This is a genomic window from Kitasatospora sp. NPDC032150, assembly GCF_055579945.1.
Genome location: NZ_JBVIMH010000003.1, coordinates 137,352 through 152,002, shown reverse-complemented (window position 1 = coordinate 152,002; position 14,651 = coordinate 137,352). Strand labels below are relative to the sequence as shown.

Sequence of the window (14,651 nt, the reverse complement as noted above, 5' to 3'; positions counted from 1 at the left end):
GTGAGTGAGCATCAGCTCGCGGTGCGGTGGATCGGGGGGATCAGGGCTTGCGGCGGAGCGCGCGCAGCTTGGGGCGGGCGGGGGCAGCGGCGGACTGCTCGAGCCGCACCGCCAGCAGGGCGGGGGTGGGCGCCTCGAAGAGCGCGCGCACCGGCAGCTCCACTCCGAGTACGGTGCGCACCCGCGAGGCCAGCCGGGTGGCCAGCAGCGAGTGACCGCCCAGCTTGAAGAAGTCGCCGTCGACGCCGACCTGTTCGATCCCGAGGAGGTCGGCGAACAGCTTGCACAGGCTCTCCTCGCGCGGGTTGCGCGGCGCCCGCGCGACCTCGGCCGCCGCCGCGAAGTCCGGCGCCGGCAGCGCTCGCCGGTCCAGCTTCCCGCTCGGTGTCACCGGCAGGTCCGCCAGTGCGACGAACGCGGCGGGGACCATGAACCCGGGCAGGATGCCCCGCAGGTGCTCCCGCAGGACGGCGGGTGTGCGAGTGATCAACTGCCGGCGGCGGCGGGCAGCGACCGGGTCGTTGGTCCGGGCGCCGCCGTGCACCGGGGCAGTGCCGGTGTAGGCGGCCACCGGGCCATGGGCGTCGGCCGGCAGGAAGGTGAGGTCGAAGTGGTCGGGTCGGTCGGCCGACCAGGTGGGCACGGCCCGCAGGCCGAGGGCCTCACCCAGCCGGCACAGCGCCTCCGGGTCCACGCCTTCGCCCTGGTGGCTCGCCAGCGCCTGATGCGGGGCGTTGCCGGCCCGCAGCTGGGCCAGCGCGGCGAACTCTCCCACCAGGCGGGCGTTGGGGATCGCGCTGATCCGCAGCCCGGTCGGACTCTGGGCGAGCAGCGCGGCCAGGGCGGCCACGCCGTCACCCTGCTGCCGGCTGGTGGCGCCGCTCGCGAGCTGCGCCCAGCTGTGGTGCGGCAGACCGTCCAGCGTGCGCGGCGGCGCGGCCGTGGCGCAGGCCTTGTGCAGCACCACCTCGTAGCGGTGCCGGGTCAGCTCGTTGTGGTACGAGCCCCGCTTGAGGCGCAGGTCGACCCCGGCGACGCGCTCGTCGGCCTCGGCCAGAGCGGTGAACAACTCCGGGGCGATCACCAGCTCCTCCTCCGCGGCCACCGCGCGCTCCACCGTGGTGCGCAGTTGGGCCACGGCGGTGTCGGCGGGCAGTTGGCAGCCGGCGATGCCCACCTGCATCGCGGGCAGCGTGTGCAGGTTGCGCACGTCTCCCAGCACCATGGCCCCACCCGGCACCAGCAGGCTCAGGCAGGCGTCGACCACCTTGGCCAGGTAGTCGGCGTCGGGGAAGTACTGCGCCACCGAGTTGAGCACCACCGTGTCGAAGAAGCCGGTCGGCAGGCCGCCCAGCGCGTCGGCGGCCAGGCAGTGCAGCTCGACCTTCCCGGTCAGGGCGGGTTCGGTCGCCACCTGCCGGGCCAGCCGGTCCACGGCCGCGGGCGAGATGTCGGTCCCCCAGTAGGTCTCGCACCGGGCGGCCAGCTTGGACAGCAGCAGCCCGGAACCGACACCGATCTCCAGCACCCGGCGCGGCCGCAGTTCGCTGATCCGCTCGACGGCCGCGTCCCGCCACTGGCGCATCCGCTCGACCGGGATCGGCCGACCGTCGTAACTGCTGTCCCAGCCACGGAAGTCCTCGTCCCAGGGGGCCGCGTCCGCAGCGGTGTACACCTCCTCGTAGATCTCCTCCCACTCCTGCACCAGGTCCGCTGCGGGCTTGCCACTGGCGTCCTGGGCGGTCGGGTCAGTGGTCGGGTCGGCCTCGGGATCCGGGACCACGTAGGCCACCAGTCGGGGGTCACCCGGCACGTCCTCGCGGGCCAGCACGACCGCCTGGCCCACCCAGGGGTGCTCCGCCAGGCGCGCCTCGACCTCGCCGAGTTCCACCCGGTGGCCGCGGATCTTGACCTGCTCGTCCGCCCGGCCGCGGAAGACCAGTTGGCCCTCCCCGGTCCAGGCCGCCAGGTCGCCGGTGCGGTACATCCGCTCCCCCGGGGCGCCGAACGGGCAGGCCACGAAGCGGGTCGCGGTCAGCTCCGAGCGGCCAAGGTAGCCGCGTGCCAATCCGGCGCCTGCCACGTACAGTTCGCCGGCCACGCCGGTGGGCACCGGGCGCAGGTTCGCGTCCAGCAGGTAGACCCGCGCGTTGCTGAGCGGCCCACCGATCGGCACCGGTCCGCCGCCGAGTCGTGCCGGGGCGAGCGGGCCGCTCATCGTGGCGCAGACCGTCACCTCGGACGGGCCGTAGGCGTTCACCAGCACCCGGCCCCGGGACCACCGTGCGGCCAGCGCCGGCGGGCAGGCCTCACCGGCCACCACGACGGCCCGCAGACTCGCCAGCGCCGACTCGGCGCCGACCGGCACCGCTTCGAGCGCCGAGGGCGTTACGGTCAGGTGGGTGATCCCGGCCTCGGCCAGTGCCGCCACCAACTCCTCTCCCACCAACGGTCCTTCGCCCTCGGGCAGGACCAGGGCCGCGCCCGAGGCCAGTGCCATCAGCAGCTCCCAGACGGAGGCGTCGAAGCTGGGCGAGGCCAGTTGCAGGACCCGACCGGAGGTGTCCACACCGAGCCGTTCAGCCTGGGCGGCCGCCAGGCTGGGCAGGCCGGCGTGCGGGACGACGACACCCTTGGGGCGGCCGGTGGATCCTGAAGTGTAGATCACGTAGGCCGGGTTGTCGGGCCGCAGCGGCCCCACCCGCTCGGCGTCCGTCAGCGGAGCACCGGACAACTCGGCGAGGTGCCGGGCGACTTCGGGGTCGTCCAGCAACACCCGGGTGGCGGCGCAGGCCGGCAGGGCAGCCGTCGTACGGCCGTCCACCACCAGCGCCGTCGGCGCGGCATCGGCCAGCATGTAGGCCAGCCGCTCGGCCGGGTAGCCAGGGTCCACCGGCAGGTACGCGGCGCCGCACTTGAGGGCGCCCAGGACTGCCGCCACCAGGTCCACCGAGCGCGGCAGCGCGATTGCCACCACGTCCTCGGGGCCCACTCCGAGCCCGGCCAGGTGGCGCGCCAGGCGGTTGGCCCGCGCATCCAACTCCGCGTACGAGACGCTCGCACCGCCGTGGACCACCGCCGGTGCCTGCGGATTGCTCGCCGCTCGCGCCTCGAACAGGGCGCTGAAGGTCTCCTCCGGGCCCGGCAGCGCCAGTGCGGTGTTGTTGCGGGTGGTCAACAGCAGCTCGCGCTCCACCTCGTCGAGCACCGTCAACTGGTCCACGGGCAGGCTCGGTTCGGCCACCACCTGGGTCAGCACCAGCAGCAGCCGGCCGATCAGCCGCTCGACCGTGGCGCGGTCGAACAGGTCGGTGGCGTACTCCACCGTGCCGTCCAGGCCGGCCGGGGAGCCGTGCGGGTCCGTCCGCTCGCTCAGCGAGAAGAACAGGTCGATCCGGGAGGTACCGGTGCTCGCCCACTCCAGCTCGGCCTGCAGGCCGGGGAGTTCGAAGGTGGCGCGCTTGTTGTTCTGCAGCACCAGGGCCACCTGGAAGAGCGGGTGGCGGGCGGGCGAGCGGACCGGGGCGAGCGCCCCGACCAGGTGCTCGAACGGTACGTCCTGGTGGGCGTAGGCCGCCAGCGCCGAGCGCCGGACCCGCCCGAGCAGCTCGGCGAAGGACGGGTCACCGGTCAGATCGGCGCGCAGCACCAGGGAGTTGACGAAGAAGCCGACCAGACCGTCCAACGCCTCGTCCAGCCGGCCGGCCACCCCGAACCCGATCGGGATGTCCTGGCCGGCGCCGAGCCTGGAGAGCAGCGCCGCCAGACCCGCCTGCAGCACCATGAAGAGCGTCACGCCGTGCTCGCGGGCGATCCGCAGCAGGCCCTCGTGCAGATCGGGGCCGAAGGCGAAGGTCTCGAAGCTGCCGCGGTGCGAGGCCAGCGCCGGCCGCGGGCGGTCGTAGGGCAGCGCCAGCTCCTCCGGCGCGCCCTCCAACGCCTCTCGCCAGTACGACACTTGCCTGGCCAGCTGGCTGGCAGGGTCAGCCTCGTCACCCAGTAGCTCGCGCTGCCAGAGCGCGTAGTCCGCGTACTGTACCGGCAGTTCGCCCCAGCTCGGCTCCCTGCCCTGGCGACGGGCCTGGTATGCCTGCGCCAGGTCACGAGCCAGTGGGTCCAACGACCAGCCGTCGCTGGCGATGTGATGCAGCACCAGGACTAGGGTGTGCTCGTGCGCCGACACCTTGAGCAGCGTGGCGCGCAGCGGCGGTTCGCAGCTCAGGTCGAAGCCGTACCGTGCGGCCTCCTCCACCGCCTGGGTGAGACCCTCGACGGCCAGCTCCCTGACCTCGATGCCGCGCCAGGCCTGGTCCGGGTCGAGCACCAACTGCCGTGGCACCCCGCCCTCTTCGGGAAAAACGGTGCGCAGGCTGTGGTGCCGGCTCAGCAGGTCGCGCAGCGCGGCGTCCAGCGCCGCTCGGTCCAGCTCGCCGGCCAGCCGCATGACCACCGGCATGTTGTAGGTGGCGCTCGGCCCCTCCAGGCGGTGCAGGAACCACAGGCGCTGCTGGGCGAAGGAGAGTGGCACCAGCTCGGGCCGGGGCCGGCGGACCAGGGCTGCCCGGGCAGCCGACGAGGTGTCGATCCGCAGGGCCAGCGCGGCGGGCGTGGGGGCCTCGAACACCTCGCGGACCGGCAACTCGACGCCGAAGACACTGCGCACCCGCGAGGCCAACCGGGTGGCCAACAGCGAGTGGCCGCCCAGCTCGAAGAAGCCGTCCTCGGCGCCGACCGTCTCCATCTGGAGGATCTCGGCGTACAGGCCGCAGAGCATCTCCTCGGCGGGCGTGCGCGGCGGTCGCGAGGCGCTGGCCGTGCCCAACTCAGGTGTGGGCAGCGCCTTTCGGTCGATCTTGCCGTGCGGGGTCAGCGGCAGTGCGGGCAGCACCAGCACGGCGGCCGGGACCATGTAGCCGGGCAGCAGTCCGGCCACGTGCGCCCGAACGGCGGCCGCCTGGGCCTCGCCCGCGACGTAGCCGCAGAGCAGGGCGCGCCCGGCCGCATCGCGTACCACGGCGGCGACGGCCGCGGTGACGCCGGGCGCCCCGCGCAGGGCCGCCTCGACCTCGCCGAGCTCGATCCGGTGGCCGCGAACCTTGACCTGGTGGTCGCGCCGGCCCAGGAACTCCAGCTGCCCGTCCGCCCGCCAGCGCACCTGGTCGCCGGTGCGGTACATCCGCCCGCCGGTCTGCGGGGAGTAGGGGTCCGCCACGAAGACGGCGCCGGTGCGGGCCGGGTCGCCCACGTAGCCTCGCCCGACTCCGTCGCCGGCCACGTAGAGCTCGCCGGGGACGCCGATCGGCACCGGACGCAGGTCGTCACCGAGGACGAAGAACCGGGTGCCCCGCACCGGGCCGCCGATCGGCGCCCGGGCCCCGGCCACCGGGCCGGTCAGCACCGCATGCGCGACATCGTCCGAACACTCGGTGGGGCCGTAGGCGTTGACCAGGGGGATGGCCGGGTAGCGGGCGAACCAACGCTCGCACAGGCCGGGCGGCAGCTCCTCGCCGGTCACCATCAGCCAGCGCAAGTCGGCCAGTTGGGGTGCCGACGCGCCCTCGTCCCAGGTGTCGAGAGCAACCCGCAGCAGCGAGGGGACCACCTCGAGGACGCTGACCCGCTCGGCCGCCACCACGCCGAACAGCGCCTCGGGGTCGGCGGCGGTGTCGTGGTCGACGACCCGGACCCGGCCGCCGACGGCCAGCGCGGCCAGCAGCTGCCAGACGGCGACGTCGAAGGTCAGGGGGGCATTCTGGAGCACGAGGTCGTCGGCGGTCAGCGCGAGGTCGGCGATCTTGGCGGCCAGATGGTTGGCCATGCCCCCGCGGTGGACCATGGCGCCCTTGGGCCGTCCGGTCGAGCCGGAGGTGAAGATCACGTAGGCGAGGTCCTGCGGATCGGCCGAGACGGCCGGCCACGGACCGTGCCACTCGCCCTCGGCACCCGGGTCGCGAAGCGGCAGGACGGTCACGGCCACACCGGACTCAGCCGCCAGCTCCTCGGCGGCCGCCTCCAGGCCCGCCCCCGCCAGCAGCACCCCGGCACCGCCGTCGGCGAGCACGGCCGCCGACCGGGCGCGGGGGGCCGCGGGGTCCAGCGGTACGAACGCGCCCGCGGCACCGAGCACGCCAAGCACCGCCGACGCGAACCCGATCCCGGGCTCGGCCAGCACCCCGACCACCTGTCCCGGAGCCCAGGCGGGCAGCGCGCACAGCCGGGCCGAGAGTGCACCGGCCAGCGCGACCAGCTTCGCGTAGCTCACCTCACCCGCACCGTCGGCAACCGCGGGCCGGTTCGGTCCGGCCGCGGCGGCCTGGCGCACGCACTCCACCAGATCGTCCGCGCCGGAACCCGCGCCGGTGTCGTTCCAGCCGACCAGCACCTGGTGCCGCTCCGACTCGGAGAGAACGGCCAGCTGCCCCACCGGCAGGCCGGGCTCGACCGCCACCTGGGCCAGCACCCGCACCAGGGCGTCGACCAGCCGCTCGACCGTCTCGTGGTCGAACAGGTCGACGGCGTACTCCAGCACGCCGGTCAGCCCGGCCGGTGCGGCGTCCGCTGCCGTCCACTCGCGTACCGAGAACATCAGGTCGAAGCGGGAGCGGCCGGTGCCCTCCAGCTCCAGGCGGGTGGTCAGGCCCGGCAGCGCGAACTCGGCCTGGCCGCCGTCCTCCAGCACCAGCTCCACCTGGAACAGCGGGTGGCGGGCGGCAGACCTGGCCGGGGCCAGCGCCCCGACCAGGTACTCGAACGGAACGTCCTGGTTGGCGTAGGCGGCGAAGGCCGCCTGGCGCACCCGACCGAGCAGTTCGGTGAAGGTGGGGTCGCCGGACACGTCGGCGCGCAGCACCAGCGTGTTGACGAAGAAGCCGACCAGCCCCTGGAGTTCCTCGTCCGAGCGACCCGCCACGTCGAACCCGATCGGCACGTCGGGCCCCGCACCGAGCCGCGACAGCAGCGCGGCCAGGGCCGCCTGCAGCACCATGAAGAGCGTCGCCTCATGCCCCTGTGCCACCTGGCGCAGGCCCTGGTGCACGGCGGCCGGCACCTCGAAGGGCACATAGCCGCCGCGGTAGGAGGCCACCGCCGGGCGCGGCCGGTCGTAGGGCAGCGCGAGCTCCTCCGGCGCCCCCTCCAACACCTGGCGCCAGTAGGCCACTTGCTGGGCGGCCAGGCTCTGCGGGTCGTCCAGCTCGCCCAGCAGCTCGCGCTGCCAGACGGTGTAGTCGCCGTACTGCACCGGCAACGGGGACCACCGCGGTTCCTGACCCACCAGGCGGGCGCCGTACGCGGTGGACAGGTCGCGAGCCAGCGGACCCAATGACCAGCCGTCACTGGCGATGTGATGCAGCACCAGGACCAGGGTGTGCTCCCGCTCCGAGGCCTCGATCAGCGTCGCGCGCAGCGGCGGCTCGCTGGAGAGCTCGAACGCGTGCCGGGCCGCTGCCTCGACTGCCGCGGTGACCTCCCGCTCGTCAGGCGCTTCGACGGTCCGCAGGCCGGGCCAGGCCGCATCCAGCTCCAGCACCACCTGGCGGGACTCGCCGCCGTCCTCGGGGAAGACCGTTCGCAGCGCCTCGTGTCGACCCATCACATCGCGCAGTGCCAAGTCCAGTGCTTCCCGGTTGAGTGCACCGGAGAGGCGGAGCACCAGCGGCAGGTTGTAGGTGGCGCTGGGGCCCTCCAGTCGGTGCAGGAACCACAGTCCCCGCTGTGCGAAAGACAACGGAATCATGAGGCGTCTCCTTCAATGGTCATCCTGCGAAGCTTGGGTCGCCGTGCCACGATCGGCTGGTCCAGCCGCACTGCCAGTCCCGCGGGTGTCGGCGCCTCGAACACCGCGCGCATCGGCAGCTCCACCCCGAGCTCCTCACGCACCCGGGCGGCCAGTTGGGTCGCCAGCAGCGAATAGCCGCCGAGGGCGAAGAAGTTGTCGTCGGCTCCGACCTGCTCCCGGCCAAGGACGTCGGCGAAGAGGCGGCGGAGGGTCTCCTCGCGCGGGTGGCGTGGGGCCTGCGGTGCGCGGGGGGCGGGGTCGGTGGCGGTCGTCGTGTCCTCAGGCACCGCCACCTCGGCCTCGTCAAGGCGCAAGTCCTTTTCCTTGGCCACTCGTTCGAGAAGTGCCCGCCAGTCGGCCAGCATGGCCTCGACCGCCTGGCCGGCGAATCGGTCGGTGCTGTACTTCAGGACGATCTTGTAGTCGTCGGCCTGCTGGTAGATCTCCACCGCGAGCTCGAACGCGCTGTCCTGGTAGACCCCTTCGAACGGCCGCAGGTCCAGGGCCGATCCGGCGTCCTCGCCCGCGAAGAGCGCGGAGCCGTCGAAGTTCTGGAAGGACAGGCAGGTGCTGACGATCGGGGCCGAGGCCGCGTCGCGCTCCTCACCGAGGGCGCGGACCATCTCCGAGAACGGATAGGCGCTGTGCTCCAGGCCGCCGACGACCGCTCGCCGCACCGCCTTGAGCAGATCGGCGAAGGAGTCACCGCCGGCCACGGTGCAGCGGATCGGCAGCAGGTTCACGAAGTGGCCGATCACCTCGTTGAAGCGCTCCTGCGGCCGGCCGGCGTTGGGCAGGCCGACGATGAGGTCGCGCTGTCCGCTCCGACCGTACAGGAAGGCCAGGTAGGAGGCGAGGAAGAGCACGGTGGGGCTGACCCGCGCGGCCCTGGCGCGGGCCGTGAGCGCGGCCGAGAGCTCGGGGGTGAGGGTCGCGACGACCACCGCACCGTGCGGCTCCACCGGCGACTCCATCGGCCTTGCGGCGGACAGTTCGAGCGTACCGCGCGGCGCGCGCAGTTGCTCGACCCAGTAGTCGCGGTGCGCCGCACCCTCCGGCCCCGACAGCAACTGCGCCTCCCAGGCGGTGAATTCAGCGTACTCGACGCTATCCGCCGACAGCTGGACCTCGTGCTCGGCGAGGGCGGCCGCTCGGTAGGCATCGGTGATCGAGCGGACCAGCAACGCCGCTGATGTCCCGTCAAGAACCAGGTGATGTGCGGTGATCAGCAACAGTCGGCGCGGTTCGGCGCCGCCCTGCGGCACCGCAAAGGACACCAGCAGCACCCGGACGAGGGGACCGTTCGCCAGGTCGAACGGTGCGCTCGCCTGCTCGCGCAGGTAGGCCAGCTGCTCCGGTTGCGAGGCGGTCGCGAGCTCATCGCGCTCGAATCGGAGACCGCCCGAACCGCGGTACTCCAGGTAGGGCACGCCGTCCTGCTCACCGACCACCGAGCCGAGCAGCGGGTGCAGTTCGAGCTGGGCCCGGCAGGCCGATTCGAGCGCGACCTCGTCCAGTTCACCGTGCACCTCGAAGGCGATCGGCACGTTGTAGGCCGTCAGCTCCGGCTTGCTCTGCTGTTCGAGCCAGATGCCCAGTTGGACGTGGGACAGGGGCCTGCGAGCGGGGGTCGGCGGGGTGGCCGGGGCGGCAGCGGCCGGGGCGGCTGCCGTCACGGGTCGCAGCCGGGCCAGCAGGGCGTCCACCCGCTCGCCGCCGGTGGCCAGGAAGTGGACGGCGAGTCCGTCGAGCGTCTCCACGTCGAAGAGCAGGGTGGAGGGGACCTCGCCGAGGTCCTGGCGCAGCGCGTTGGTCAGGTGCAGGACGAGGATCGAGTCCATCCCGTAGCTGCTCAGCGGTTCGTCGGCGTCGATCTGGTCCGCGGGGATCTTCAGCGTCGCCGCGGCCTTGTCCCGCAGGTAGCCGACCATGGTGTCGGTCCGGCTCCCGGTACTGCCGTGCCTCGTGGGGGCAGGGGCAACAGGTGCAGCAGGGGCTGCGGGCGCCGGCACAGCCGGGGCGACCAGCCGGACGGGGCTGTGCTGCCGCGTGATCCCGTCGCTCTCGGCGGCGATCACCTGCTGCCCGAGCTCACGCACCTGCGGCAGCATCAGGGTGGCCGACCCGAACCCCTCCCCCGCCAGCACCTGCTGCCAGCCGTCGGGCGACAGCGCCGGCGAGCCCGGGATGCGCAGCGGCGCGTCCTCGAACAGCCACCAGCCCTCCAGCAGGCCGAACGTGAGGTGACTGAAGACGTCGAACGCCGCGAGTTCGTTCAGCAGCAGCCAACCGCCGTCGCGCAGCGCCGCCTTGGCGTTTCGCAGGGTGTTGCGGATGTCGCGGGTCGCGTGCAGCACGTTGGCCGCGATCACCAGGTCGTAGCTGCCGGGCGTGATGTCCTGTCCGGCCAGCGGCTGTTCGGCGTCGAGGCGCGCGTAGGTCAGATACGGAACCTCGGGGCCGTAGGCACTGCGCGCGTGGTTCAGGAAGGCCTTCGAGAGGTCCGTGTAGGTATAGGTCTCGATGCTGTCGCGGAACGGGCGCAGCGCGGCGAACATGCCCACGCTGGTGCCGCCGGTGCCCGCACCGACCTCCAGGATCCGCAGCTGGGCGCCCGGTTCCTGGCGCAGCCGCTCGGTCACCAGGCTGACGGCGGTGTCGGCCATCGCCCGGTTGTACAGGTCCGCCACCCGGTTGTCGCGGTAGCAGCCTTCGACCAACTCGACCGAGCCGCGCGGGAACATCACGTCGGTGGGCGGCGTCACGCCGGTCAGGATCGCGGGCAGCTGACGCAACGTGGCGTCGACCAGTGCGAGTTCCGCCTTCTTGTCCGGGTCCACGGACCACTGTGCGCGGCGCTCGTCCCACTGCCTGGTCAGCTCCGCCAGCGGCGGGGTCACGGCCGGCATCGCCGCCAGCGCGTGCTCCAGCCAGGCTGTGTAGCGCTCCAGGATGCCTGCGCGGCTGCGCAGTTCGGCCGTCGTCAGGTCTTCCTCGGCGGCGCCGCGCACGGCGCCGAGCCGCTCCAGGTGGGCCCGGATCAGCTGGGCCAGCAGCGGGTCACGCTCAGTGCTGCGCCACTGGGCCACCGCGCGCACCAACTCCCGGTCCGCCGCCGGAACCTCTCGAACCGTGAGCGCCCGGGCCGCGACGCGTGCCTTCGCACGCCGGCGCACGGTGACCCGCACTGCCGGCTCGAAGGCCGCCACCGCATCGGGCCGGGCCAGCTTGACGAAGCTCAACTGCGGCTGCGGGCCGCCGAGCAGCTGCTCAAGCGCCGCCATCGCCTCCGGCGTCTCGATCGAGGCCAGCCCCGAGCGGGTCATCCGCTCCTGGTAGAAGTCGGAGGTGACACTGCCGAGCTTGCCCCACCAGCCCCAGTTCATCACGCGCACCGGGCTGTGCCAACTGCGCTCCAGAAGCTGGGCGTAGGCGTCGCTGAAGGTGCAGCCGGCCGCGTAGTTGGCTTGTCCGGCCGCGGTGGTGAAGGACTGCATCGAGGAGAAGAAGACCGTGAAGTCGAGCGGCTCGTCGGCGAAGACCGCGGCCATCGCGGCGCTCACGTCGACCTTCGCCGCCAGAGCGGCACGCAGCCCCTCCTCGTCCATCGCGGCCAGCGTCCGGTCCTGCAACACCAGGGCAGCCTGGACGACGCCGTTGATCCGCCCGTGCCGGGCCGTGATCTCGGCGTGGGCGCGGCGCAGCGCCTCGGGGTCGGCGGCGTCGACGGCGAGGTAGTGCACCTCGCCGCGGCCGCGCACGGAGCGCAACCTGGCCTCGATCTCGGCATCCTGGACGCGGCGTCCGAGCCACACGACGCGTGCGCCGTAGCGCTCCACGACGTGCTGGGTCCAGGCCGTGCCGAGCCCGCCGGCGCCGCCGATCACCACATAGAGACCACCCTCGCGGTAGCCGGCCCACTGCTGCGGCTCGCTCTGGCTCGGGGCCCAGTGGCGCAGGAGCCACTGGCCCGCGCGGTGCGCCCAGGTGTCGCCGGCGGAGTCCGCCGGGAGGGTCATGAGGTCCGCCGGCCACTCAGGGCCGTCGAGGTCGACGCTGCGCACCGTCCAGTTCGCGTACTCGCGGCCGAGCGAGCCGAAGAGGCCGTGCAGGCCGGCGTGGGCGGGCCGGACCTCCTCGCCCTGGTGGGTGGCCAGGCAGCGCCGGGTGACCAGCGTGATGCCGAACCCGCGCGCGTCGTACTTCGTCCGCAGCAGCGCCTGGATCTGGCGGAACGCCGCGATGACGCCGTCCTGCTGGGCGCTGACGAAGCCGGCCGCGTCATCCGCCCGGTACACGGTGTCGGGTGCGAGCCAGACCAGGTGGTCGAGCTCACCGATCGTCAGCAGCTCGGCCGCGACCTCGTCGGTCGTGGCGCTCGGGGCCAGCCGCCAGAGCACGGCCCTTGGGCACTGGCCGACGATCGCGGCCCGCTGCTCGGCCCTCCCGCCGACGATGAGCACGCGGTCGGCGGCGGATGGCACGGGGGTGCCCGGCACGGCCGCCGGGATCGGGTCCCAGACCGGGGCGAAGAGCGCGGGCAGCGGCCGCGGCGCGATCCGGGAGGTGTAGCCGGCCAGCCGGGCGCAGACCGCGCCATCGGCGTCGACCAGGTCGATGTCCAGCCGGCTCACCGCGCTGGCCCGGGCGTTGCCGTCCGCCAGCCGGACCACCGCCCACAGGGAGGTGGCGGGGCAGGGGGCGAAGAGGTCCAGCCGGTCCAGCGCGAAGGGCACCGCGGTCTGCGCGCTCTGCTGGTCGGCGTCGTCCGCGGCCAGTTGGAGCGCCATCGAGGCCTGGATCGCGGAGTCCAGCAGCGCCGGCGGCAGCCCGTACGGCGTGCCGGACAGCTCCGCGGCGGCCGGCGCTCCGAGCTTGGCGAGAACCACGCCGGCACCGACCCGGGCCTCGTCGATCGCCCGCAGGGCGGGACCGTGGGTGATGCCCATCGCCGCCAGCGCCTGCTCGATGCGCGCGGCGGAGACCGGCGTCGGGCAGCTCGCCCGCAGCGCGGCGAGATCGAGGGCGGGCGGGCGCGGCGTGTCGGCCCGCGTGATCCGGCCTTCGCAGAAGACCGTGCCGCTCTCCGCGCCGGCCTGTGCGCCATCCTGCGTGGCAACCTCGAAGGAGAGCTCGCCGTCGGGCCTCGGGCGCACCAGCACCTGGACGGGCAGCGGCGCGTCGTCGACCGCGAGCGGCTGCACCCAGGTGACGTTGCGCATGGTCAGCGGCGTCGTCGCGGCGGCGCCGAGCGCCTGCGCCGCGGTGGCCCGGGCCAGCTCCAGGTGGACCACACCCGGCAGCACCCGCCGGCCGTGCACCTGGTGGTCACGCAGGACCGGCTCGTCACCGGTCAGCAGCGCGGCGCCGCGCAGCGCGCCGGGTTCGCCCGGCACCGACGACAGCTGCTGGAGCAGGGGGTGGGGGGTACCGGTGGGGAACGGGCCGGTGGGGCGGGGGCCGTCGGGACGGTCGGTGGCGAGCGCGGGTGCGACCGCGGCGGGCGAGGAGGCGGTCCAGTGGCTCTCGCGGGCGAACGGGTAGGTCGGCAGCGACACCCGCCGGTGCATGCCCGCCGGGAAGACCGCCGGGAAGTCGACCGGCAGGCCTCGCACGAAGCGCTCGGCGAGCGCCGTCAGCTCCGTGCTGTCGGCGGGCTGCGCCTGGCCCTGGTCACCCGCGCCCGGGCGGCCGGTGCGCCGCGAGGCGGCCTCGCCGGTGACGGCGCGCGGGCCTTCCAGGCCCTGGTCCAGCACGTCCAGCAGGTCCTCGCGATCGCGGACCACGCAGGCGAAGCGGTGCGTCAGGTGCTCGCGCCCGACGGCCAGCGTGTAGGCGGTGTCACCGCTGTCGAGCGCGGGCTCGCGCCGGACGTGCGCCGCCAGGCGCGAGGCCTGCTCCGCGAGTTGCTCCCGGGTGCGGGCCGAGAGCACCACCAGGTGCTCGGCGGCGGCACGGTGGGCGGTGGTGCGGTTGCCCGTTGCCGGGGCCTCCTCGATCACCAGGTGGGCGTTGGTCCCGCTGGCGCCGAAGGAGCTCACCACACCGCGGCGCGGGATGCCGGCCGGCACCGCCCAGTCGTGGGTGCGGGTGCTCGGGTAGAAGGGACTGCCCTCGAACTGGATGGCCTTGTTCGCCTTCTCGAAGTGCAGCGAGGCGGGGATCTGCCGGTGCCGCAGCGCCAGCAGCACCTTGAGCACGCCCGCGACACCGGCCGCGAACTGCGCGTGGCCGAGGTTCGTCTTGACCGAGCCCACCGCGCAGTACCCGACCTTGTCGGTGTCGGCGCGGAAGGCGCGGGTGAGCGCCTGGAACTCGATCGGGTCGCCCAGGCTGGTGCCGGTGCCGTGCGCCTCGACCAGCTGGATGTGCTCGGCGCTGATCCCGGCGTTCTGGTAGACCTCGCGGAGCAGGCGCTCCTGCGAGACCGAACTCGGCGCCGTGATCCCGTTGGTCGCGCCGTCGTGGTTGATACCGGAGCCACTGATCACGCCGTGGATGTGGTCCCCGTCGGCCAGCGCCGCGGAGAGCCGCTTCAGCACGATGACACCGACGCCCTCGCCCGGCACGAAGCCGTCGGCGCGGTGGTCGAACGTGTGGCAGCGACCGGAGGGCGCCAGCATCCCGGCGCGGTCCGCGAGCTCGTACAGCCGCGGCGTCGACTGGACGAAGACGCCGCCGGCCAGGGCCAGTTCGGTCTCGCCGGACCACAGGTCCCTGCAGGCGAGGTCGATGGCGACCAGCGAGCTGGAGCACGAGGTGTCGACCGCGATCGCGGGGCCCACCAGGTTCAGCGCGTAGGAGACGCGGCCCGGGATGACGGAGGCCATGTTGCCCCACAGGGCCTGCGCGGGCGCGTCCGGCCCGGTCGGTC

The 14,651-nt window shown here is 73.6% G+C and carries 1 protein-coding gene and 1 pseudogene (1 of these 2 only partly in view); both read right to left on the bottom strand.

The annotated features are described in order from the left end of the window. Positions 1-40: 40 nt before the first annotated feature. A pseudogene (locus tag ACZ5ON_RS04930) lies at positions 41-7,735 on the bottom strand (amino acid adenylation domain-containing protein); the annotation flags it as partial. After that, positions 7,732-14,651 carry the end of an SDR family NAD(P)-dependent oxidoreductase gene (locus tag ACZ5ON_RS04925; protein WP_465585609.1) on the bottom strand. 13,570 nt of this gene lie beyond the right edge of the window, so 6,920 of the gene's 20,490 nt are visible here — the last part of the coding sequence; its start codon lies off the right edge, out of view; it ends in the stop codon at positions 7,732-7,734. The gene ACZ5ON_RS04925 and the pseudogene ACZ5ON_RS04930, both read right to left, overlap by 4 nt.